We start from the raw sequence: 22,767 nt of genomic DNA, 5'->3' as shown, positions 1-22,767 counted from the left end.
TGGGGTGGGCTTCTAGCCCGCCCAGAATTTTTTTGAACAGGCAAGATGCCTGTTCCACAAGCAATGAATTATCTTGTGGGGTGGGCTTCTAGCCCGCCCCTAGAAATTTAATACCTCATATTCGAGATTCCCATAAACCATTTGTTTGTCAACTGCCGACAAAACTTTATTATTAGCAGCATCCGAAACTAAACACTGACAAACTAACTGCGCTACATCCGCCCGGTGAATCGTTCCCGCAACTCGACAATCTTCTGTTAACACACCATTGCCCGTCGCAGGTTCCGATTTCAATCCGCCCGGACGAATTACAGTATAAATCATCCCGCTTGCGATTAAATGATTTTCGGCTTTTTCCTTTTCAAGTAATACCGGGCGCAACGTTTCTAAAGCTTGCGGTGGTAAAGCCGCAGCAGTGTTACCGCTACCGATGGATGAAACTAAAATAAATTTTTGTACGCCCGCTTTGACAGCAGCATCAATCAAGTTTTTGTTTCCCAAATAATCGGCTCTTTCCCCATCTTTTGGCAAGCCGCCAATGGTGCTGATTGCGGCATTGATTGGTGCGCCTCCAGCCATCGCAGCTTCCACAGCCGCTGTATCCAAAGCATCGCCTGTCATGACTTTGATGCCCATTGCTTCTAATTCGGTGCGGTGGTTGGGCGATCGCAAAAGTGCAGTTACTTGTATATTTTGTGCTACCAGACATTTGGCGATTTCTAAGCCAACGCCTCGACTAGCACCCGCTAAAAAGATATGCAATTTCTCTGTCATATTAATTTTGTTTTAATTTGGGCAGTAGTTGTTTTTTGACTGTGGTTTATTGTACAACAATTCTCGCTTAATTGGTGAGTTTTGTTTTTTTTAACCGCAGAGGGCGCAGAGGGCGCAGAGGAAGAGAGGGGAAAGATTCGCAATTTCTAATTTACGTTAGATTTTTTTGCCGACTATTACTACCCAAGATTGAGCTTCGCGCGGCAAACCGGGAGGGCGGTAGTAGTGGCTGACAATGGCAAATCCTGCTTGTTCCAAACAAGGTGCTAAAGTTTCGTATTCCCATCCCGCAGTATAGCGTTTTCCCGTCGGCCGCTCGTCGTAGCCTTCCCAATTTCCCCGGCACATTGACATGACAATTGCACCGCTAACAACTAAGGTTTTGTGCAAATCTTGCAGCACTTTCACCATGTTGTCGCTGGGAACGTGAATTAGGGAAGCATTGGCAAAAATACCGTCAAATTCAGCCTTTGGTAAGTCGAGTTCAAGAAAAGATTGCTGCAAAACTTCGCAGCCGGATAACTTCTTTGCTATTTGTACAAAAGCTGGAGTTGCATCTAAGCCTACAACGGTATGTCCTTGGCTCTTGAATGCTACTAAATCTCGTCCGGGCCCGCATCCTATATCGAGTATTTTACCGGGGTTGCGGGGCATGGCAGCGGTTAGTGCGGATCGATTTTGGGATACGTCGTGATGCCATGTTCCTTCTCGGAAAGATTCGGCGGTTGTCTGGTATTCTGCGATCGTAATTTCTTCGCGTTTGTCCACAATTCCCCCTCTTGTATGATTTAAAATTGATTCATTCAAAAAGACCGGGCGAATGAAATTCGCGTCTACAAAGACAAAACCCGCCTCCGCGGGTTGAAGAATTGGCGGTAAAAATTAGGTGATCTTCTTTAGTCCGCGGAGGCGGACATCGTTTGTGTAGACGCGGTTTCAACCGCCGTCTTATCTTCGGAAAATTCGATCGCAAATCCCCGATCTTCGGGAGATTCGATCGCAAATCCTGCATCTCGAATCATATCCCAATCTTGATTGGCGCTTTGTCCGGGAGTTGTGAGATAATCGCCCACAAAGATCGAATTAGCAGGGTAAAGTCCCAGAGGTTGCATCGATCGCAAATGCACCTCCCGTCCCCCAGCAATCCGAATTTCTTGGCTGGGAAGCAAAAATCGGAACAAGCAGAGAATCCGCAAACATTGGCGCGGATTTAAGCGATTAACGTCCGCAAAGGGCGTTCCGGGGATTGGAATAAAAAAGTTGACCGGTACGCTGGTAACGCCCAAATTCCGCAGCGACAGCGCCAAATCGATCGCATCGTCATCCGATTCGCCCATCCCCAAAATTCCGCCGGAACAAGTTGTGATTCCGGCTGCTTTGACGTTTTCGACTGTTTCCACGCGATCGCCAAAAGTGTGAGTTGTGCAGATGTCCGTGTGGTACGATTCGGAAGTGTTGAGATTGTGGTTTACGCGATCGACTCCAGCTTTAGCTAAACGGTGAGTTTGCTCCTCGGTCAACAACCCCAAACAAGCACAAATTTTTAGGTTATGATTAGCCTTGACCGTTTCTACAGCATCCAAAACGCGATCGAAAGTAGATGCACTCGGTTGGCGGCCAGAAATCACCAAACAAAACGTACCAGCTTTTAAATCTGCTGCGCGTTGGGCTGCATCCAGAATTTTTTCCTTAGCTAACAGCGGATACTTTTCTATTTCCGCACTCGAAATTTTCGACTGAGAACAATAATGGCAATCTTCAGGACAAAGACCACTTTGAGCGTTTAACAAATAGTGCAACCTGACGCGGTTTCCCCAGTAGTGGTGGCGCACCCGATAAGCTGCGTTTAGTTGTTCCAGCAAAACCTCATCCGGCGCGCGCAATACAGCCAAAGATTGCTCGCGAGAGAGACATTTTCCCGCCAGCGAGTCATCAGCCAAATCGTTCCAATTGGGTAAATTCATTACTAAAATTTAAGGGTTTACAGAGTATCCAAAACCTGACGAATTACCCGATAAATCGATTCTAGTTCATCAGGAGAAATGCAATAGGGAGGCATCAAGTAAAGCGTATTTCCCAAGGGGCGGAGCAAAAACCCCGCTTCCAGAAATCTGGCTTTCAATACAGGGGCGATGTCATTAAAATAACCGGAAACGCTTTCCGTTTTCACATCCATTGCTGCGATAGTGCCGCAAGTCCGAATCCGTTCGAGTTTAGGATGATCTATCAGCCATTGATTCAGGTATTTGCGGTGCAGTTTTTCCATTCCTTGATAGGCATTTGGGTTTTGCTCCAAAAGCTCCAGGGATGCTACACTCACCGCACAAGCTAAGGGATTTCCGGTATAAGAATGACCGTGATAAAAAGCTTTGTCCGATTCATCTCGCCAAAAAGCTTGATAAATATGCTCCGATGCCATTGTGACAGCAATTGGCAAGCAGCCGCCAGACAATCCCTTAGACAAACACAGGATATCCGGTGCAGTGTCAGATTTAACAGAAGCAAACAGTTCGCCCGTGCGCCCAAAACCAGTCATCACCTCATCGTAAATCAACAATACATTAAACTGGCGGGCCATTTGTGCGATCGCCCGCAAAAACTCAGGGCGACACATTCGCATACCCGCAGAACCTTGCACCAAAGGTTCGATAAAAATTCCCGCATACCCCTTCCCATGCTTCAACAAAGACTCAAGTTTCTCCAAACTCGCCGCCTCCTTGCTTTCCACCTCATCATCGCCATCAAAAGTCGCAGGAAAAGGCACAACATCCCCAGCAAACATTAAAGGCGCAAAAGGTTCCCACCACAGCGAACTTCTACCCGCAGACATCGCGCCCACAGTATCGCCGTGATAACCTCCCTCAAAACCAATAAAGCTAGTGCGGTTAGTTTCTCCGAGATTTAGCCAATATTGAAACGCCATTTTCAGAGCAACTTCAACAGCAGTCGAACCATTATCAGAAAAGAAAATCCGCGTCAAAGAATCAGGCGTATGAGTTATCAACTTGTCAGCAAGTTTCTGTGCAGGTTCGTGAGTAAATCCCGCAAAGATTACGTGTTCTAACTTTTTGGCTTGTTCGTAAAGAGCCTCAGCCAGAACAGGATGGCTGTGCCCGTGAATCGTCACCCACCAACTAGAAATACAGTCAAGAATTAGCCGCCCATCTTCTAATTCCAGCAGCGATCCTTTGCCGCTAATTACCTTCAGCGGCGCCGGAGCAGTTTTCATTTGCGTGAAGGGCTGCCAAATTGGTGAAGTTGAAGAATTATGTTCCTGCTTCGCAGTCATTTTTACCCCTGCCACTAATATCAACCTGCATTTTAAAGCAATTGTAACTCAATTGTGAACCCTTTATCTTCTCTTCTTTCTTCTTCTCTTTTCTTCCTTTCTTCGTGTCCTTTGCGCCTTCGCGGTTCGTTAAAAAAAATCTAGTTTAGTGTTGGGGGGCGGGGGCGCTGAAACGTCTACCGCCAGATCCGGTATTCCCGGGCGATAGTTGAATTTGTCAGTTAAATTTTTTCTGCCAATCAGCAAATAAGTCGTCATTGCTCCTTTTCCTTTAACATTGATTTTACCGCGTTTTTCCAACACATACCGATCGCGCAGCAATTCATAAGTTGAGCCGCTAACCTGAATTTTACCAGGGAGTCCCTGGGATTCCATGCGGCTTGCTGTATTTACAGCATCTCCCCACAAGTCGTAAATAAACTTTTTAGTACCGATGACACCGGCTACCACAGGCCCGCTATTAATTCCAATGCGGATACTGAGAGGTATATCGGATTCGTCGCGAAATTTCATAATTTCTTGCTGCATTTCCATCGCCATTTCGGCAATACATTCTGCATGATTTGTAGATGGAAGTGGCAAACCGCCTGCTACCATATAATTGTCACCGATTGTCTTAATCTTTTCCAAGCCGTATTTCTCGCTTAAGCAATCGAAAGCTGAAAATATTTTGTTCAGCAGTTCGACTAATTCTGCTGGAGACGTGCGAGAGGATATTTCGGTAAAGCCCACAATGTCCGCAAACAGCACCGTCACCTCAGCAAATCCATCTGCGATATTTATCTGACCTTGTTTTAGGCGATCGGCAATCATTTCAGGTAAAATATTTAGCAGTAAACGTTCCGACTTTTCTTGTTCGGCGCGCAATATTTCCTCAGCTTGTTTCCGCTGTGCAATTTCCTTGTAAACTCGTTGAAACATTTGATTGAAGGCGACCATAACTTCTCCCAACTCGTCATCGCGCTTGACAGAGAGAGAGTAGAAATCAGGTTTTTCTCTATCTTTGCTCAAAGCTACTCCCGCAGCGATCAAATCATCGCGCAATCTCAAGATTGGTGCAATTACTGTCACCCCTAAAAACAGCATAGTTACAGAAGTGACAAAGGCTGATATAATAATAACTAAAATAGCAACCCGCCCTATAAATGCGTATAGTTCTGGTTGAACAGTAGAAGCATCATGCCGAACAATTAACGTATAATCTCCTCCCAAATGTCGCTCTGTCCAAGCAATATCGTAGCGCTTGCCATCGAAAGTTTTCTGGCGAATTATACGAGCAAGTTTTAGTTCATCCAAATCAATTTTGGGTGCTTCACCAAGTTGATATATTAGCTGGTCGTCAAATTGGTAAATAGATAGTCCTAATACTACTTGAGAATCCTTAGTAATATTTTTGACTTCTTCTTCAAAGACAGTACGATCGTAAATATCTTGTTTTAGCAAAACCTCTAGAGCCTCAACAGTCGCGTGAGATACCTGTTCCAGTTGATTTAAAAGTTCATTTTCGCGCCGAAAATAAGAGGGAACTAAAATAATTCCCTCTATCACAAGAATACTAGCAAACACCCACAAAGCTATTTGTCTAGACAACCGAGATTTGAAAAACTCCAAGAATGATAAAATGCGCGCTGACATAAAATTTAGTCTTCTGCAAAGGGCTAATTTAGGACATAGGAAAAGAAACTGGGTTTCTTGTAATAAATTTTGGGTTTTTCAACCAAGATAGGACGGCGGTTGAAACCGCGCCTACACAAACGAAGTCCGCCTCCGCGGACTGAAGAAAGAAGATAGCGTAATTTTAACCGCCCGCTCTTCAACCCGCGCACCATCCGGGTTTTATTTGACAAGAAGCGGTTTCAACCGCCCGGTCTTCCGATCCCAAGCGTATTGGCTAGCTCCTTAATAATATAATAAACAAATTAAACCGAAACTACACTAACTAATCGGGATACAAGTAAATAAGTATTCATATCACCCTTGCCTTTGACATGGATAATTCCTCTGTCTTCAAACAGATACTTATTTTGCAAGATATCGTAAGTTGATTTTGTGACTTGAATCGCGCCTGCAATTCCGTGGGATTCCATCCTGGCTGCTGTATTGACGGCATCGCCCCAGAGGTCGTAAATGAATTTTTTGGTACCAATAACTCCCGCAATCGCAGGCCCGGTATTGATGCCGATCCGAATGTTAATTCCTGAATGATGTTTGGCATTAAATTTCGCTAATTCCTCCTGCATATCTAAAGCCATTTCCGCAATGCTTTCGGCGTGGTTGGTGCTGGGAGTTGGCAAACCTCCGACTACCATGTAAGCATCTCCTATTGTTTTGATTTTTTCCAAGCCATACTTTTCTGTCAAATTATCGAAGGCCGAAAAAATTTCGTTGAGAAAAACTAGCAGTTCTTCGGGAGATATTTGCGCTGAAAGCACGGTAAAGCCGACGATATCGGCAAACAAAATAGTGACTTCGGCGAAGCCGTCAGCAATGCTGCTTTGACCGTCTTTTAGCTTGGCAGCAATGGATTCGGGTAAAATATTGAGCAGCAGGCGATCGCTTTTTTCTTGTTCTTTCAACAATTCTACATTAGTTTCTTGCAATTGTGCCGTGCGTTCCCTGACCCGCTGTTCTAATTGTTTAGCATTTTGGCGCAACCTGCTGAGAGCTAAAGTTAATCCTGCGATGCCTAAAGTTGAAAGTCCTGCTAACAGTAAAAACAGGTCTTTCAGTCCGCTTCTAGTTTTTTGAGTAATGGTTTCTAGAGGTTGAGTAATTTCTAATATCCCGCGCACATCTCCCACTTTCCAGTCTTTTTTAGGACTATCGCGGTTAGTGTTGTGACAGTTAACGCAACTAGGAAGGAGACGATCTGCCTGGGCATATCGAAATGCGGGCTTACCGCGAAAATCCTCAGTGCGAAAAAATTGTCCGGTTGGATTTTGCGTCAAATAGGTAATAGCTTGACGTTCAAAATCGTCTCGGACTCCGCCTTCTTCTCGCCGCCAGGGAAACGGGTAGTCGCTGTAGAGACGAACTGATACTTCGGGATTTTTGTTGGTAATCTGGTTGCCGAGTTCTATTAAGAAGGTGGCAGGTACGGGAACTGTTACTTTTGTTGGTGTTGGGTTGTAGTCGTGAGTAAAGTTAATCGCTTTCTTTGTGTTGAGAGGACTGATAACATCAGAACTGTAAAGGGTGCGGGCTTCTTTAATAGCTTGGGCGTAAAGTGTAGCATTTTGGAGGGCTTGCGCTTGTATTAGGGTAGAGGAAAGACGAGACATATTTGCCATCGCTACTCCTACGCCTACACAAAATAAAATTGTCATCAGAAGCAGAATTCGCTTGTAAATTAATTGGTTGATGGCAGCCAGACTGCGAGAAATCAATTTGTCCATGCTATCCTCAAATGTGAGGTTCGATATTGATTTAATTTTATGCACTACTAACATAACACTGCTTTTTCAGAGTGTTTTGCTGTAAAGCAAGACTCGATAGTGCAAGGGATGGTTAATTCTTGTTTACCGCGAGTGTTTCCCTTGTCCGTAACAGTACGCATAACTTTATATATTTTTTAATCTAAATGAAATAAAATATCGGTAAGCACACGGCGCCGTGCCGTTTCCCTACTTCATGCACTTTTTGCTCTATTTCGGTTAGGATGACGATTGTAGTCTCTAATTGGCGATCGTGAATTCTGACTCTACTGTCTCACCTGCACGCAATGAAATTTTTCCGGGAGAAGTTTTTGTCAACACTGCGGATTTTGATACGGGCATTCGGCGACTTTTACCTAAATATGACGAAATGCTGGATGTATTAGTTGGCTGCATTGCTAGCAACAACCACCGCATTTTAGAACTCGGCTGCGGTACGGGGGAACTGAGTTTAAAAGTTCTGCAATGCTACCCGTCTGCGGAAATATTTGCTGTGGATTATTCGCCGCGAATGCTTGATTTTGCCCGCACCAAAATAGAGTCGGCCGGATACGCAGCGCGGTGGACTGGCATAGAATTGGATTTTGGAGAATGGGCGAACAATCCAAATGTTTTAGGTTTGGGGGATAAGTTTAATGCTGCTATTTCATCTCTGGCAATTCACCATCTTGAGGACGAAATGAAGTTGAAGTTGTTTCAACGGATTCGCGAAAGTTTAAATGCTGGTGGCTGTTTTTGGAATGCCGATCCTGTTTTGGCAGAATCAGCAGTAATGAAGGATATTTATCAAGCGGCGCGAGAAGATTGGGCGCTAAGTCAGGGGGAAACTTTAGCCACAATTCGTGCTGGTGTGGGGACGAGTGTGTCTTACGGCTATTCTAATCCCGATCGCCTAGCGACAGTTGCGGCACAGTTGGAAATGCTGGCAAATGCTGGATTTGAGACTGTGGCAGTTCCTTGGAAATACTACGGTATGGCGGTGTTTGGGGGGTTTGTTAGTTAAAGCAAATTGGGCGATTGAAATCGCTGTCGCGAGTCAAACAAAGCAGATTGGGGGATTGAAATCGCTGTCGCAAGTCAAACGAAGTCCGCCTTCGCGGACTAGGAAATGAGCAAACAACAGTTGTAAATTTAAGGGGCGGGGGCAGTAATTTCTGTAGGTGCCGCCCCCGGTGCAGGTGCTGCTTGTTTTTCCAGCATTTGGCGCTGTTTGTTGCGAAAATCGGCGGCGGCGTCGTTCAAATTTTGGCGCTGTTCAGTATTGAATTCTTCGATGCTGCGGCCACCTCCGAGTCTGGATCTGTGAATTAAATCAAATATTCCGCCTCCGGTGCTGCGGCCGGAAAAAGGGTCGGTGTTGTCTTTAGTTTGAAAGTCTTGCAGCGGTTGGGGGTTGTTATTATTTAAACCGCTGGCTTGAGCGAAGGTTGCTTGAGGTGACAAAAGAGCACTGGTGGCGATCGCACTTGCAGCAATCCGCACCATCAATTTGCCCGATTTAGAAGTTTTGTTGTTCATGATTTATTCGTTGTACTTTCAAAAAAACAATTGCTAAGAAGACCGGGCGGTTGAAACCGCGTCTATACATACAAAACCCGCCTCCGCGGGTTGAAGAAGACCAGCCAGTTGAAATTACGTTATTTTTTTCAGTCGGCGTCCGGCGGACTTGGTTTTTGTAGACGCGGTTTCAACCGCCGTGCGATCTAAGCAAACCGGCGCCGCAGCAGGGGTTGAATGCTGAGGAGCGCCACCAAATCAAACGCCAGCAGGACTAATAGCGCTCCTCCAAAGGTAACTGTACCCCAAGGAGCTTGCATTACGACGCTAGCTAGCGACCAATCGCTGTGGAGGTACAAATAGCGGATGGGTTCGATCGCATAACTGAGAGGATTGAGAGTGACGACAACTTGCAGCCAGTCTGGCATAAACGACAGCGGCGCGAGGGCGGTGCTGGCAAATAATAGCGGCAAGTTAGTAACAAAAATTACTGCGATTAATTCTACGTGGCCCGGAAGAGCGAAGGCTAAACCGAGACTGAGGCCGGTGACTCCCAAAACTAATAGTAGGACAATTAGGGCGATCGCGCCCAGTCCAGCAAGTCCGGGGAATCCCGAACCCAAAAAGGCTCCCGCCGTAACGATTGTGCCTGTTTGGATAAAGCTGAGGGTGACGATGAAAATAGCCGAAGCGAGGACTATGGAAAATCTCGAAGCCAGGGGCGCTACTAACAGGCGGTTGAGAAATCCGAATTCGCGATCGAACATAATCGGTAAACCGGCATTCAGCGCGCCTGCAAATGCAGTAAAAACTATTACGCCTGCGCCAAGAAATTGTCCGTAATTCTGGCTTTCGCCGAACAAGCCGGCTGGTGCATTTTTAAACAGAGCTCCGAATAAAACCAACCACATCAGCGGCTGAATAATTCCTGCAACTAGGGTGGAGGGGCGGCGCTGCAATTGAATAAACAGGCGCTTGGTTAGGGCTAGTGTTTCTTGGATGAAGTCGGCCAGCAGGGAACTCGAAGTGTCAGCGGATGGCGTGGTGAGTGGCCGCTGCTGGTTGAGGTTGGGGGATGTAACAGTACCGCTCATAATTGCTTGTGGATTAAATTTAACTATCTTTAGGGTAGCAAGTCTGGAGGGATTGGTGTTGGGCGGGCGATCGCTTTTTGTGTTGGGTTTTGGTAAACTGAATATCATGTTATCCCACACACCAGACCTCGCCGAACAAGTTAATGATTGGGAATTTATCGAATTGTGGGTAGATCCAATTGTTTTTCCGCGTCGAATTTTGATGTTAGTGAGTGGAAAGAATGGAACTTTTTGTATTTATGATCCATCAGCAAATTATAAGTCTCTATTTTCAAGTTCAAGTTATGATAAGACTCATTCATGGCTTTTGGAAGATGAATATGAGCGCTGCGATGGTCGGCTTTTGGCGGAGGAAATTGCTTGAATTTTGCAGAGGAGATATTATGGTAAAATTCAGAAGAATTTCCTCATAATCATCGGAAATTTTAGGATATAATTGTATTGATTAAAAATTGACTTCTTCCAATATGCCAGCCAAAGACCTGTATCATAATGTTGTCAAAAATGCCCTTATCAAAGACGGATGGAGAATTACCCACGATCCCTTGCGATTAAAATGGGGAATTAAAGATATGTACGTCGATTTAGGCGCAGAGCGGATTTTAAGTGCTGAGAAGGCTGGACAGAAGATAGCTGTAGAAGTCAAAAGTTTTGTGGGCGCATCAGACATGAATGACCTGGAGAATGCGCTGGGTCAATACTTAGTTTACCGTTCGGTTATAGCTAGAACTGAACCCGATCGAAAGCTCTATCTAGCTATTACACAATCAGTTTTTAGCGAATTATTGTCTGAACCACTCGGTCAAATTATTAGAGCGGATTATCAAGTATTTTTAATCGTTTTTGCTGAAAAAAATGAGGAGATAGTACAATGGGAAACTTAGAAAATTATCGTCGCATTATCAGAAAAATCCTGACTGAATATGCTCAAATACCTTATGCTTATGGAGATATTCAGATTCAAACGGTTTTTGATAGCGATTCCGACCGTTATTTGCTAATGATATTGGGGCGTGAAAACGATATCAGAGTTCACGGATGTTTAGTTCATGTTGATATTATTGAGGGAAAAATTTGGATTCAAAGAGATGGAACTGAACAGGGAATTGCCAATGAGTTAGTAGCGGGGGGAATCCCCAAAGAACAGATTGTTTTGGGATTTCGTGATCCCAATATTCGGCAGTACACGGGATTTGCTGTAAATTAAATATGGAGGATAAAGCTATGTCATCAAGTGCGATCGGCACTTTGATCAAAATCATGGAAACTCTGCCGGAAACTCTGCAAGATAGAGTTGTTGAACACCTGCAAGAGTACATTCTGAAATCAAATATTACTGTGACTGTGAGTCCAGACGGTAAGCTGGAGATTCCGGCTGAGGTTGAAAGTCAACTAAAGCCAGGGGATAGATATACAGTTACAGTTACAAAAGATAGCATTGTTTTTCAGAAGATGAAAGCAGGTTTTGACTGGGAGGAATGGCGGCGACGTATAGATTCATTACCACCAGATCCAAATCCGATGACAATCGAAGAAATTTGTGAAGTTGTCCGGGAAGTGCGTCGCGAAAAAATTTCTGAAAGAGAGTCACAGCTATTAGAACCACTGTATCAGTTTCAGACACAAATACAGTCTGATACTCAAGTTCTAGAAATACCTTCTATATGCTCAATACCCCAGCCGTCGCGAGTTTATGAAATTGCCCATTGAAGAGAGACGGCGCATTTTAGCAGAACAGGCTGAGGTGATGTTAAGTCATTACCAGGAAGATAGAGAATGGCAAGAATTACAGACAGGAGACTTAATTGACTACTCACTCTCTGTCTCCCAGGGATACGGCTTGTTTTAATTTGGCAAACTTTTACTTACTTTCTTTTTCGCTGTTGTCCTCTTTTTTTGTGATCGCTCGTTTTGATTTGGTCACGGTCTTAGTTTTTTTGCTTTCAGTTGATGTTTTTTTAGTGGGAGTTGTTTTCTTTACATTTGATTTTGTCTTCTTGTCTTCTTTTTGTGTTTCTTCTTCCATTGGCACTATATCTAATAACTTTCCTCTCGGGCTATAAAGATAACAAATAAACCATTCTTTAAAATTTTCAAATTTTTGTTTGTCGCCAAATTGAACAATAGGAATAGTCAACAATTCTCCGTGTCTGGCAAAATATATTCCGATGTTTTCAATGGGTCTGTCATTTGGATTACTATTTACACCACCAATAAGTGATAAAATGTAATACCCTAAAACTTGGTTAATATAATTTCTGTCTAGTTTAAGATTTTTAGTTACTTTTATGTCAATTAGAGTATTGTCAATAATCAGATCCGCGTCTGCATTACCAACTAAGGATGAGCCTGCGCCAAACGTTGGATTCAAATAGCATTTGTCTTTTGCTTGGAAGTTTTTATGGTCAACAAGTGAAATGAGTGATTTTAGGTCTTTGATATCTTCATGGTTATAATTGTCTAGATTCTCGTCGATAAAACCTGCTCTATAAAGCACATCTAGTTTTGCAAGAAAAATTGTATTACAAATTAATTCATCAGTTATCTGTCCGTTGTCAACATAATTATAATAATTAATTTTTGTCTGTTCATATTGATCGGTAATGATTGCTAAAAGGTCTTGTTTTTTGAATAGTTTGTCACCACGAAAGCCGGTCACTACTTCTCCTGTTGACTTTAAATGTAAACATAGCATTTTAAATGAACTATCTGCTACCCAAAAGTTTCTTTGAATACAAGTGTCTTTATTGTGGTATTGTAAATAAAAGCGAAGTAAATAGTCAAAAGCTGTTCCAATAATTCCATAATTAGTTGTCAATGGCGGTGCTTTAAGTTCCGCCTTTAACTTAAAAGATGGTGTTAAAAATTCTGTCTTGAATTTGTCTCTAAGTTCTTGATTATTTCGATCTGACAAGATTGATGTTAAACTCATAAATTGTCTTTGTTAAGTTTTTCTGTTTGAAGATGCTTGACTAGCTGTGAGAGGCTTGAGCATTCAAATAATAACACAATCTGACGCAGGTTAGTAAATTTTATAATCCCAAACCCCAAGAGCGCTCGCCACTGTCTGATTATTTTAGAAACAGGCGATCGCTCAAATCAGCAACGAGATCGAACCTCTCTCGCTTACCGAATTGATGGCAAAATGTCAAGGCTCGCCAGCCGAATCATTTAAAGCAATACATTCTTTAACAAGACGCGGAATAATTGAAAATTTGACCTGTGAAGCTGAAACCGTTTTTACGATGCCACCTGTGTTAAAACAGTATGTTAAAATAGTTGCTGGATAGTCTTAAAAATATAGCTAAATGAGAATCAACCATGACCGCAACTCCTACCCAACTTAAGCAGAACCTCACTTTTGAGCAATTTGTCAAACAACTTCCCGACGAAGACGGCCGCTATGAACTTGTGAATGGAGAAATTGTGAGAATATTACCAATAAGATTGCACGAGACCCTGGCTGAATTTCTTTCAGATAGTTTCAAAGACGAGGTGAAAAGACTCAAGCTCAACTACTGGGTATCTGGCAGAATTATGGTGAGGACTTTAACCTCAAATGGTAAAGAACAAGGCCGCCATCCTGATGTTAGTGTAGTAGACAAAACTCTCTGGGAATCACAGCCTTTCGCCCACTCAGCCCTAACTGAACCGCTGCAATTAGTTGTAGAAGTTGTCTCGACAAATTGGGAAGATGATTATATCGACAAGCTGGATGAATATCAGCGGCTGGGAATATCTGAATACTGGATTATCGATTATTTAGCTTTGGGAAGTCGAAATTATTTGGGCAACCCGAAAGAGCCGACTGTTTTTGTTTACCTGCTTGATGAAAATGGGGTTTATCAAATGACGGCTTTTCGAGGAAATGAGCGAATTATATCCCGAACTTTTCCAGAATTAGCATTGACAGCAGAGCAAGTGTTGGATGTATAGCAGTTGACAGTTGACAGTTGACAGTTGACAGTTGACAGTAGCTGTAGGGTGCGTCGCCATCAAAAATCCTCAAAAATATCGACAATCTCACAGCGACGCACCTTACAAAATAGTTAACCCTCAAGATTTTTTTGGGCTAACAAGCGCGATCGCACAACGGTCAAATCGGGTTGAATATCCAACAAACGCTGATGAACGGAATCTGCTAATTGTTCGCGATAATTGAGATAAGCTTCTACTGTTTCTTGGTGTCGGAGATAATAGCCGATCGCACTATAGACATCAGACAATGACACAGTAGAATAACGCTGCACAATGGATTCCGGCGATGCACCATCTTGAAAAGCTCGAATCACCAATTCCAGCAAAACTCTTGAGTTTCCCACCCGAATAGCACCTGTTGCATCTTCTCGGAAAGGAGGTGCTTCAACTTCTAAAACAAGATTCATCTATTAATATCTCCCAAAATTACTATCGTATTCAACCGTCGAATCATCTTAAATAGGACTAAGGCCAAAGAAACCCGGTTTCTTTACAGATTTCTCGTCACCCAACCAGATTTTCCTGAGAAACCGGGTTTCTGACCCCGCACCCATAATAACCACCTAAACTAAACTACGATCGCATTGCCTGTTTTTGTTCAGCCTTCAAATCCCGATTGCTAGCAGCAGCCAACTCCGCATCCAACAGCGTTTTACCAGTCGCCGCCAAATACACATCATCCAAACTCGGACGAGATTGAGCAATCCCAAAAGTAGGAAGTCCCGCATCTTTCAAGGCTTGCTGAATTGTCACCAGCGCGTCGCTGTGCGGTGTTACTACCAAATTTAGAGAATTTCCTTGGGCGCTGTTGATAATTACTTCTTGGACGAAAGGCAGAGATTCCATTAAAGCTTGGGCTTTTTCGGCTTCTTCCAGTGGCGAAAACTCCCGAATCCGCAAAGTCACCCGATCGCCCCCAACGCGATTTTTCAACTCCTCCGGCGTCCCCTGTGCAATCACCGTACCCTTGTCAATAATCGCCACGCGATCGGCTAAAGCATCGACTTCTTCGAGATAATGGCTGGTAATCAACACCGTCGTACCTTCCTCCCGCAAGCGGCGCAGGAAATCCCACACTACCACCCGACTCTCAATATCTAGCCCGACAGTCGGTTCGTCTAACACCAAAACATCCGGCTGGTGAAGCAATCCAGCAGCTAAGTCGAGGCGCTTGCGAATACCGCCGGAATAGGTACCCGTTTTTTTATTTTCCCATTCCTCCAAACCGAGGAGTTTCACCATTTCGTCAATCCGCCCTTTAATAGTCTTGCGCGGCAAATGGTAAAGCGCCGCTTGCAATTGCAGGAGTTCGCGCCCTGTCAACACCTTATCGAGAGCGACTTCTTGGGCGACGTAGCCGAGTTTCTGTCTGGCCATTCTCGGCTGGCTGACTGCTGAAATGCCTGACACTTCAATACGTCCGCTATCAGGGGCACTCAAGGTACATAGTACCCGCAGGGTTGTGGTTTTGCCTGCACCGTTGGGGCCTAGCAAACCAAATATTTCCCCCGGTTCTACCTTGAAGGAAACATCTTTAACGGCTTCTACAGTGCCGTAGCGTTTCTGAAGATTTTCAATTAAAACGGCGGGAGCCATATATTTTAAGGATGAACTGGTTGTTAATATTTTGACACTTCTGGGCTTAATTTGCCGGAATGGGCGATCGCACGTTCCGACTTCCTGTGCTTGTGGCGATCGCACATTCCGACTCAACCCGAAACTGCTGATTGTTTTGATTTTTGATAACGGTTTAAAATTTTTGCACTTGATGGCACTTCCTAATCCCGATCGCCCTCACTCTTTCCTAATCTCAAATATAAAATTTTCTAGCAACCGCGCTCGACGGTTCAGATATTCTTAATGACTGAAAACCTTACGTTCGATTGCTTCTACCTTCTACCCTCTTCTTTCTTCCTTCTTCCTTCTTCCTTCTACCTTCTACCCTCTTCTTTCTTCCTTCTTCCTTCTTCCTTCTTCCTTCTTCCTTCTACCTTCTACCCTCTTCTTTCTTCCTTCTTCCTTCTTCCTTCTTCCTTCTTCCTTCTTCTGTTACCTCCAAACAAGTATGAGTTTTGAGTTAATTCTAACTTGGAAGTTAGCAACTCAAAACTCACATTTTTTAAACAAGTAGAGATGCACCCGAAACCTGTTATTTTATAAATATCTCTACTTCTAGGCGGATGTCGATCGCAATTAGAATCATTAACACCGCTCTCCAAACATTAAACTGTCGCTTAAAAACACGGAAAACTTCCCTAAGTGGCAAGTTCTAATTTTATCCAGTTTGCAAAAGAATGTAACTGTAGGCCCATGTTCTATACCCCGATAATCATCAGTCATTACCAATTCTTTAAGCGAAAATTGAAAAGGCTATGAACTTCTTTCTCGCTCGGGGGTTGGGTGCTGGGTCTTTAATCGACAATTTTCACCCAACCGCGACGCACATTGTACAGCAGTCGGTTGATGATGGCATACTCATCTTCATTCAGGGTTCTTTCTAAGAGTGCGGATCTTAGCTGTCTCCGGTCGTGGCGAGTCACGACACTAGAGAACATGACCTGACCAAATAATTCTTCGAGTGTCATTTGGGAAACGGACATGATAAACCTCCTAGTTGATTGAGAGATATTAAAATATTACAGGCTGATCGTAGTCCTATTATGCTCTGTCCGATCGCCGATTCCTGCGATCGAAAACATTGACACGGTGTGATTTTTAGGCTAAAAATTTGTGACTGAGACTTAGACGCTCAGTGACTCGGATCTTTTAAATTCGTGATGCTTGTCACAGATGTTGACAGTTGACAGTTGACAGTTGACAGTTGATCGAGGGCAGAAGGCAGAGGGGAGAGGTTCGAGGGGAGAAGGCCGATCGGGCGATCGACAAATCTCAACTTTCGCGATCGCCCGCCATTGCTGTCAATCCCCTCCTAATCCCTTCTCAACCTCCTAATCCCGTCTGCCAATTTTGCAGCTAATTGAGGCACCGGTCAATAGTCGCTACAACCGACTCGGCCAACTCTTGCAGCGCGTAACCGCCCTCCAAACCGAAGGCTATGCGGCGAGTGATTTGTAGGCAATATCCCGTGAAAGTACCGAAATCTGACGGCGCCAGATTCATGCTGGCCAGCGGATCCGAGGCTATTGCGTCGTAACCGGCGCTGACAATCAACAAATCTGGTTCAAAATTTGACAAAAACGGTACGACAAGAGATTCAAAGGCGCTCAGGTATTCAGCTATGCCGCCACCCGGATACAGGGGAATATTCAGCACATTGTTGTAAGCACCTTGCTCGTCAGCATCTCCGGTTCCTGGATAGCAGGGAGATTGGTGCAGGGAACAGTAGGCGATTTGCCTGCTGTTTTCCACCAAAGATTGAGTGCCGTTGCCGTGGTGCACGTCCCAGTCTAGGATGGCGACGCGGTTGATTCCCGGCTGTTCCAAGGCATAGCGAGCTGCGATCGCAGCGTTGGAAAACAAGCAAAATCCCATCGCACGGCTGTTTTCGGCGTGGTGTCCCGGCGGTCTGGCGATCGTAAAAGCCGGTTCGTTGGTTGCTAAAACTCGATCGACCCCATCGAGCCAAGCACTCGCCGCCAGCAGCGCTACGTCGTAACTTTCAGCAGAAATCGGCGTGTCACCGTCGAGGTAGCCACCTCCACGATGAGCCAAATGTTCGACTTCTTTGATGTATCTTGGCGCGTGAACTTTTTTGATCGCCGAGAGCAGTTCTGGTTCGCGCTGCGCCACTGGGGTGGGGAGTTGCCACTCAATGCGATCGGCCCAGGGAGCAGCTTTCAGAGCATTGACGATCGCCGTCAAACGTTCTGGTCGCTCTGGGTGAAGCATTCCAGTCTTGTGCAGCAAAAAATCTTCGGAATAGATGACGGGTAGCATCAGCAGATTTTAGATTTTAGATTTTAGATTTTAGATTTTAGATTTTTAGTTTGCTTTAAGAAGGCCTTCGGTTTTGTGAAATTAAAATTGCGATCGGGCCACCATTTTAATTTTTTATATAGCCCTCAAAAAAACTCACCAAAGCATGAAACCAGACCGCCTAAAAAAACCTTTTTAGATTTTGCCAATTGATGACTAAATCACCAACTGTCAATTTACAAATTTCCCTTGTTTCGTCCCTTAATTTTTCTGGCAACTTTCCCATAAAGTTAAGGGCAAATTGTGATATAATTTTAGGAGTAATTTGCAATATTTGGCAGCTCAACTGAATCCAAATCGATTTTATCGCATTTTGGGGATTTATAGCGGTCAAATTTAAAGTTTTAGCGGAGTTTTTCAACCTATGAGTATCTCTGAGTCGCGGATAATCCCGACGGATCTGGGTGGTGAGATGTCCCGATCGTACTTGGAATACGCCATGAGCGTAATAGTCGGTCGGGCGCTACCAGATGCTAGGGACGGTCTCAAGCCCGTTCACCGACGCATTCTCTACGCCATGAACGAATTGGGCTTGACTCCCGATCGACCATTCCGCAAATGCGCCCGCGTCGTCGGGGAGGTGCTGGGCAAGTATCACCCGCACGGAGATACAGCAGTTTACGACGCCCTGGTGCGGATGGCTCAAGATTTCTCCATGCGCGAACGCCTGATCAACGGCCACGGCAACTTCGGCTCCGTTGACAACGACCCGCCCGCTGCCATGCGGTACACCGAATGTCGCCTCACAGCCCTGACGAGCGACTCCATGCTGCGCGACATCGACTGCGAAACAGTTGATTTCGGCGACAACTTCGACGGTTCCCAACAAGAACCCCTCGTACTCCCCGCACGCATCCCCCAAATTTTGCTCAACGGTTCCTCCGGGATCGCCGTAGGGATGGCCACCAACATTCCGCCGCACAACTTGGGCGAAATAATTGACGGTTTGGTAGCGCTAATCCACAATCCAGGCCTTACTGACCTGGAATTGATGCAGTACATTCCCGGCCCGGACTTTCCCACCGGCGGGCAAATTCTCGGCAGAGGCGGCATTCGCGATGCTTACACCACCGGGCGCGGCTCGATTACAATGCGCGGAGTCGCCGGCATTGAAACCATCGAACACGCCGGCCGCCCCGACAAAGAAGCAATTATTATCACCGAATTGCCTTACCAAACAAACAAGGCAGCGTTAATTGAGAAAATTGCCGAACTGGTAAACGACAAAAGATTAGATGGGATTTCCGACATTCGCGACGAAAGCGATAGAGACGGAATGCGGATCGTGATCGAACTCAAACGCGACGCCTATCCCCGCGTCGTCCTCAACAACCTCTACAAACAAACACCGCTCCAATCAAATTTTGGAGCCAATATGTTAGCGCTAGTAAACGGGGAACCCCAACTACTGACGCTCTCACAATTCCTCAATGTCTTCCTAGACTTCCGCATTGAGACAATTACTCGCCGGACTCAATACGAACTCCGCAAAGCAGAAGAACGCGACCATCTCCTGCAAGGCTTATTAATTGCCCTAGACAATTTAGATGCCATTATTCACCTAATTCGTGCCGCTGCCGACTCCGCCGCTGCCAAACAAGAATTGATCGAGAATTACGGTCTTTCCGAACAGCAATCCGACGCAATTCTGCAAATGCAGCTTCGGCGTTTGACAGCATTGGAAGCACAAAAGATTCAGCAAGAACACGAAGAACTGCGAATAAAAATCACCGATTTGGAAGATATCTTGGCGCGCCGGGAACGGATCTTAGAAATCGCTGAAGTTGAAGCAGTCGAAATTCAAACTAAAATCGCCACTCCCAGACGCAGCGTCATCGAACACGCCGAAGGAGAAATAGATGAAAGAGATTTAATTGCCAACGAACAAGCAATTATTCTGATCACAGAGCAAGGCTACATCAAGCGGATGCCTGTCAGCACTTTCGAGGCCCAAAGTCGCGCTACTCGTGGCAAAGCAGGCGCGAAAATGAAGGAAGATGACGGAGTAGAACATTTCCTTTCCTGTTGCGATCACGACAGCGTTTTGTTCTTTAGCGACAGAGGCGTAGTTTACTCTCTCAAAGCTTATCAAATTCCCGTCTGTTCCCGGACGGCGCGCGGCACTCCCGTGGTGCAACTGTTGCCGATTCCTATAGAAGAAAAAATCACTTCTATGGTGTCAGTTACAGAATTCACCAGCGAAGAATACTTGGTGATGCTAACTCGCGGCGGCTACATCAAGAAAACTGCACTTTCAGCTTTTGCGAACATCCGCACTAATGGGTTAATCGCGATTTCTCTAGAAGAAGGCGACCAATTGCGCTGGGTGCGGAGAGCAAAAGTTGGTGACAGCATCATCATCGGTACGCGCCAAGGTATGGCGATTCACTTCCGCACCAATCACGAGCAGTTGCGTCCGGTTGGCCGGGCGACTCGGGGTGTGAAATCAATGAAATTGCGATCGGGCGATGAGTTGATCAGCATGGACATCTTGCCAAGTTCCATTGTTGCCGAAATTGCTGACACAGAAGATTCAGAATTGGAAGGAACAGATATTGCTCCGTTAGAAACGGGCGACTCGGAATTTGAAGGAGTAGAAATTGCTGAATTGGAAACGGGCGATGTGGAATTGGAAGACGAAGAATTAGAACTGGAAGCTGAGGAAATTGAAGGCGAAGATGCCGAAGAAATTCCCACAGTTAATAGCGAAGTTCCTTCGGTGTTGGTAATCACAACTAACGGCTACGGTAAGCGAGTTCCTGTTTCTCAATTCCGCCTACAAAGACGGGCAGGCAAGGGATTAACTGCTACCAAATTCAAGTCGAAAAAGGGCAAGGATCAGGTAGCTGCGCTGCGAATTGTCAACGAAGATGACGAATTGATGATTATTACCAACCGAGGTATTATTATCCGTCAAGCTGTGAGTGCAATTTCCACGCAATCCCGGACTGCAACGGGCGTGCGGGTGCAGCGCTTGGATGAGGATGATTCGATCGTAGCTGTGGCTTTGGTGCCGGCTTCGGGTGAAGAGTCGATCGAAGAAGCGCTATCTGAGGAAGCAGCAGAAGAGTCCTAGGTTAATGGTTTGTAGGGTGCGCTGCGGTGCACCCTTACTGCTTTTTAAGGTTAAGGTATGTAGTTGCGCTTCAGCGCTCTTTCCTGGTATCAGGAAAGAGGGCTAAAGCCCAACAACGTACCTAATTTGTATGATGACAATCAAACAGCAGACCGCTATTACGTTTGACGTTAAGTTAACACTAATGTGCAATTCCATGTCCGGCACTTCAATCATTGACAATTGACACGATAATTGCTATAGCATAATATAAGCATAAAGTTAATAGTAAAAGTCTGTAAAAATGCCTTATTTAACAGCAGCAAACGACATCAAAGCACTCATCGCTAAATTTTCGCAAGCTAAAATCCTGTGGGTTGACACAGAAATAGCAGACTATAAATCGAACCCCAGATTATCCCTGATTCAAGTATTAGCTGACTCCACCGATGCGACAGGAGATGCCACGTTTCTACTAGATGTCTTAGATCAACCTGAATTGGCAAAAGACTTCATCAACCAAATCATGGTCAATCCAGATATTGAAAAAGTCTTCCACAGCGCCAGCTATGACATCAGATTTCTGGGTAATGACGACGCCAAAAATGTCACTTGTACATTAAAAATGTCGAGACAGATTCCAGCTTATATCCTGCCCTTACCCAACCGACAACTCAAAACATTAATCGAAATACTTTGCGGCATTACTTATGTAGATAAAACAGAACAAAGCGGCGATTGGGGAAAGCGTCCCCTGACCCAGAAGCAGCTAGAATATGCCAAGATGGACGCAGTTTATTTAGCTAAAGTGCATCAGCGCCTGCTAGAAATTATTGCCCAATCTTACCCCGAACCCGCAACGGAAAACTTGATATCCTTGGGGAAAAAATATCAGCAAATAGAATCTCAGTGGAAACCGCTTGATTCAGAAATAGCTGAAGTCAAAGAACGATTTAAAGCAGGAATGATGGCGCAAAAGCTCAAAGATAGCTCTTGTTTTCAGCTTTCCAGTTCGATAACTATGAAAGTTGATTTTATGACGCTGGCGAGACTGACACAAACTCAGCAAATTGATTTAAATTTTCCGGTGACACTGACGAAAGAAATTCAAAAACAGTTAGGTGAACTTATTACTCATCCATCTTTGCAAGTTGAGGATATTGCTAGTTGGCGGTTGAATTCTAATGTACAGCAGCGGCGAAAATCTACTGCTAAGAAAATTGTGCCGGAACCCGAGAGTGAAGATTTAACGGCATTGGGGAAAAGGTATCAAGAAATTTTCCCTGAATGGAAGTTGCTGGATTCGGAAGTTGAGCATCTGAAAGAACGGATTAAAAAAGCAATGTTGGTGCAAAATAAGAGCAATACTCCTGATTTTAAGTTATCTAGTTCTTCGATTTTGAAGGTAGATTTTGCTAGCTTGGCTAAAGTTGTGCAATCTGCGGGAGTTGAATTAGATTTTATGGTGACGCTGACTCAATACATCCAAAAGCAGTTGGGGGATGCGATTAACACAATTGATGTGCAGATTGAGTATATTACCAGTTGGCGGATGACGGCTAAGACTGTGGAAGATGAAGATGAGGAAATCCCGTTTTAAGTAATATCTTGGGTATGTTGTTGCGCTTCAGCGCTCTTTATCTTATGTATGAAAGAGCGCTGAAGCGCAACTACGTACCTAAAAAATAATCCCGCAAAGGTATGTTGTTG

23 protein-coding genes are annotated in these 22,767 nt (G+C 44.8%); 9 read left to right on the top strand and 14 right to left on the bottom strand.

The window, feature by feature from the left end; all coding sequences use genetic code 11:
• Nucleotides 1-99: 99 nt before the first annotated feature.
• The 6 genes from JGK22_RS25080 to JGK22_RS25055 all read right to left on the bottom strand — a co-directional run bounded on the left by JGK22_RS25080 (nt 100) and on the right by JGK22_RS25055 (nt 7,458).
• Complete coding sequence (locus JGK22_RS25080) at nt 100-774, bottom strand: SDR family oxidoreductase (protein ID WP_293197244.1); 675 nt, start codon at nt 772-774, stop codon at nt 100-102.
• 156 nt (nt 775-930) lie between these two features.
• Nucleotides 931-1,542, bottom strand: a complete 612-nt coding sequence (locus tag JGK22_RS25075) for a class I SAM-dependent methyltransferase (RefSeq protein ID WP_293193179.1) — start codon at nt 1,540-1,542, stop codon at nt 931-933.
• A gap of 128 nt (nt 1,543-1,670) precedes the next feature.
• Entirely contained in the window at nt 1,671-2,738 is a 1,068-nt protein-coding gene (bioB, locus tag JGK22_RS25070; protein ID WP_293179681.1) for a biotin synthase BioB, read from the bottom strand.
• A 17-nt stretch (nt 2,739-2,755) separates the two neighbouring features.
• Nucleotides 2,756-4,063, bottom strand: coding sequence for an adenosylmethionine--8-amino-7-oxononanoate transaminase (bioA, locus tag JGK22_RS25065; RefSeq protein ID WP_293314007.1), 1,308 nt, complete (start codon nt 4,061-4,063; stop codon nt 2,756-2,758).
• A 129-nt stretch (nt 4,064-4,192) separates the two neighbouring features.
• The gene (locus JGK22_RS25060; protein ID WP_293206605.1) at nt 4,193-5,698 is read right to left on the bottom strand and encodes an adenylate/guanylate cyclase domain-containing protein; all 1,506 of its coding nucleotides are present in this window, start codon (nt 5,696-5,698) and stop codon (nt 4,193-4,195) included.
• Nucleotides 5,699-5,982: 284 nt separating this feature from the next.
• On the bottom strand, nt 5,983-7,458 hold the full coding sequence (locus JGK22_RS25055; protein WP_293206603.1) for an adenylate/guanylate cyclase domain-containing protein: 1,476 nt from the start codon (nt 7,456-7,458) through the stop codon (nt 5,983-5,985).
• A gap of 292 nt (nt 7,459-7,750) precedes the next feature.
• Here JGK22_RS25055 and JGK22_RS25050 point away from each other — a divergent pair, with 292 nt between their 5' ends.
• Nucleotides 7,751-8,500 carry a class I SAM-dependent methyltransferase gene (locus JGK22_RS25050; RefSeq protein WP_293197242.1) on the top strand — a complete coding sequence of 250 codons (750 nt, stop codon included), beginning with the start codon at nt 7,751-7,753 and terminating at the stop codon, nt 8,498-8,500.
• Between the two features lie 128 nt (nt 8,501-8,628).
• On the opposite strand, the gene JGK22_RS25045 is transcribed toward JGK22_RS25050, so the two are convergent.
• Nucleotides 8,629-9,015, bottom strand: a complete 387-nt coding sequence (locus JGK22_RS25045; protein WP_293179696.1) for a hypothetical protein — start codon at nt 9,013-9,015, stop codon at nt 8,629-8,631.
• 185 nt (nt 9,016-9,200) lie between these two features.
• Entirely contained in the window at nt 9,201-10,088 is an 888-nt protein-coding gene (locus JGK22_RS25040) for an ABC transporter permease (protein WP_293179809.1), read from the bottom strand.
• Nucleotides 10,089-10,194: 106 nt separating this feature from the next.
• Between JGK22_RS25040 and JGK22_RS25035 the strand changes: the two genes are divergently transcribed.
• The 5 genes from JGK22_RS25035 (at nt 10,195) to JGK22_RS25015 (ending at nt 11,937) form a co-directional block, all read left to right on the top strand.
• Nucleotides 10,195-10,452 (top strand): hypothetical protein, encoded by a 258-nt coding sequence (locus tag JGK22_RS25035; RefSeq protein WP_293179699.1) that lies wholly within the window; start codon nt 10,195-10,197, stop codon nt 10,450-10,452.
• Between the two features lie 103 nt (nt 10,453-10,555).
• A complete protein-coding gene (locus JGK22_RS25030; RefSeq protein WP_293179702.1) occupies nt 10,556-10,972 on the top strand; it encodes a XisH family protein in 417 nt (138 codons plus the stop codon).
• Nucleotides 10,960-11,295, top strand: coding sequence for a XisI protein (locus tag JGK22_RS25025; RefSeq protein ID WP_293179705.1), 336 nt, complete (start codon nt 10,960-10,962; stop codon nt 11,293-11,295). Before JGK22_RS25030 ends, JGK22_RS25025 begins: the two co-directional genes overlap by 13 nt.
• Nucleotides 11,296-11,297: 2 nt before the next feature.
• Entirely contained in the window at nt 11,298-11,798 is a 501-nt protein-coding gene (locus JGK22_RS25020) for a hypothetical protein (protein ID WP_293179708.1), read from the top strand.
• Nucleotides 11,782-11,937 carry a hypothetical protein gene (locus tag JGK22_RS25015; protein WP_293206600.1) on the top strand — a complete coding sequence of 52 codons (156 nt, stop codon included), beginning with the start codon at nt 11,782-11,784 and terminating at the stop codon, nt 11,935-11,937. The genes JGK22_RS25020 and JGK22_RS25015 overlap by 17 nt, the downstream gene beginning before the upstream one ends.
• 12 nt (nt 11,938-11,949) lie before the next feature.
• Here JGK22_RS25015 and JGK22_RS25010 read toward each other — a convergent pair whose 3' ends face one another.
• Nucleotides 11,950-13,020 (bottom strand): hypothetical protein, encoded by a 1,071-nt coding sequence (locus JGK22_RS25010; RefSeq protein ID WP_293206598.1) that lies wholly within the window; start codon nt 13,018-13,020, stop codon nt 11,950-11,952.
• A gap of 389 nt (nt 13,021-13,409) precedes the next feature.
• Between JGK22_RS25010 and JGK22_RS25005 the strand changes: the two genes are divergently transcribed.
• Complete coding sequence (locus JGK22_RS25005) at nt 13,410-14,024, top strand: Uma2 family endonuclease (protein WP_293179717.1); 615 nt, start codon at nt 13,410-13,412, stop codon at nt 14,022-14,024.
• 113 nt (nt 14,025-14,137) lie between these two features.
• Here JGK22_RS25005 and JGK22_RS25000 read toward each other — a convergent pair whose 3' ends face one another.
• From JGK22_RS25000 to JGK22_RS24980, 5 genes are all read right to left on the bottom strand, one after another.
• Nucleotides 14,138-14,473 carry a DUF433 domain-containing protein gene (locus JGK22_RS25000; protein WP_293179720.1) on the bottom strand — a complete coding sequence of 112 codons (336 nt, stop codon included), beginning with the start codon at nt 14,471-14,473 and terminating at the stop codon, nt 14,138-14,140.
• A gap of 166 nt (nt 14,474-14,639) precedes the next feature.
• The gene (locus JGK22_RS24995; protein WP_293193188.1) at nt 14,640-15,662 is read right to left on the bottom strand and encodes an ATP-binding cassette domain-containing protein; all 1,023 of its coding nucleotides are present in this window, start codon (nt 15,660-15,662) and stop codon (nt 14,640-14,642) included.
• A gap of 398 nt (nt 15,663-16,060) precedes the next feature.
• A complete protein-coding gene (locus tag JGK22_RS24990; protein ID WP_293314005.1) occupies nt 16,061-16,285 on the bottom strand; it encodes a hypothetical protein in 225 nt (74 codons plus the stop codon).
• Nucleotides 16,286-16,477: 192 nt separating this feature from the next.
• The gene (locus tag JGK22_RS24985) at nt 16,478-16,666 is read right to left on the bottom strand and encodes a hypothetical protein (RefSeq protein ID WP_015175516.1); all 189 of its coding nucleotides are present in this window, start codon (nt 16,664-16,666) and stop codon (nt 16,478-16,480) included.
• A 373-nt stretch (nt 16,667-17,039) separates the two neighbouring features.
• The gene (locus tag JGK22_RS24980) at nt 17,040-17,963 is read right to left on the bottom strand and encodes a histone deacetylase (RefSeq protein WP_293179726.1); all 924 of its coding nucleotides are present in this window, start codon (nt 17,961-17,963) and stop codon (nt 17,040-17,042) included.
• Between the two features lie 403 nt (nt 17,964-18,366).
• Between JGK22_RS24980 and gyrA the strand changes: the two genes are divergently transcribed.
• Nucleotides 18,367-21,078: a DNA gyrase subunit A gene (gyrA, locus tag JGK22_RS24975; RefSeq protein WP_293179729.1), complete on the top strand. Its 2,712-nt coding sequence runs from the start codon at nt 18,367-18,369 to the stop codon at nt 21,076-21,078.
• Nucleotides 21,079-21,361: 283 nt separating this feature from the next.
• Nucleotides 21,362-22,657 (top strand): ribonuclease D, encoded by a 1,296-nt coding sequence (locus JGK22_RS24970; protein WP_293206591.1) that lies wholly within the window; start codon nt 21,362-21,364, stop codon nt 22,655-22,657.
• Nucleotides 22,658-22,767 lie beyond the last annotated feature (110 nt).

This window comes from Microcoleus sp. PH2017_08_TRC_O_A (genome assembly GCF_020738665.1).
GTDB lineage: Bacteria > Cyanobacteriota > Cyanobacteriia > Cyanobacteriales > Microcoleaceae > Microcoleus.
The sequence above is the reverse complement of the archived record's forward strand: the minus strand, read 5'-3'. Positions and strand labels throughout refer to the sequence as shown.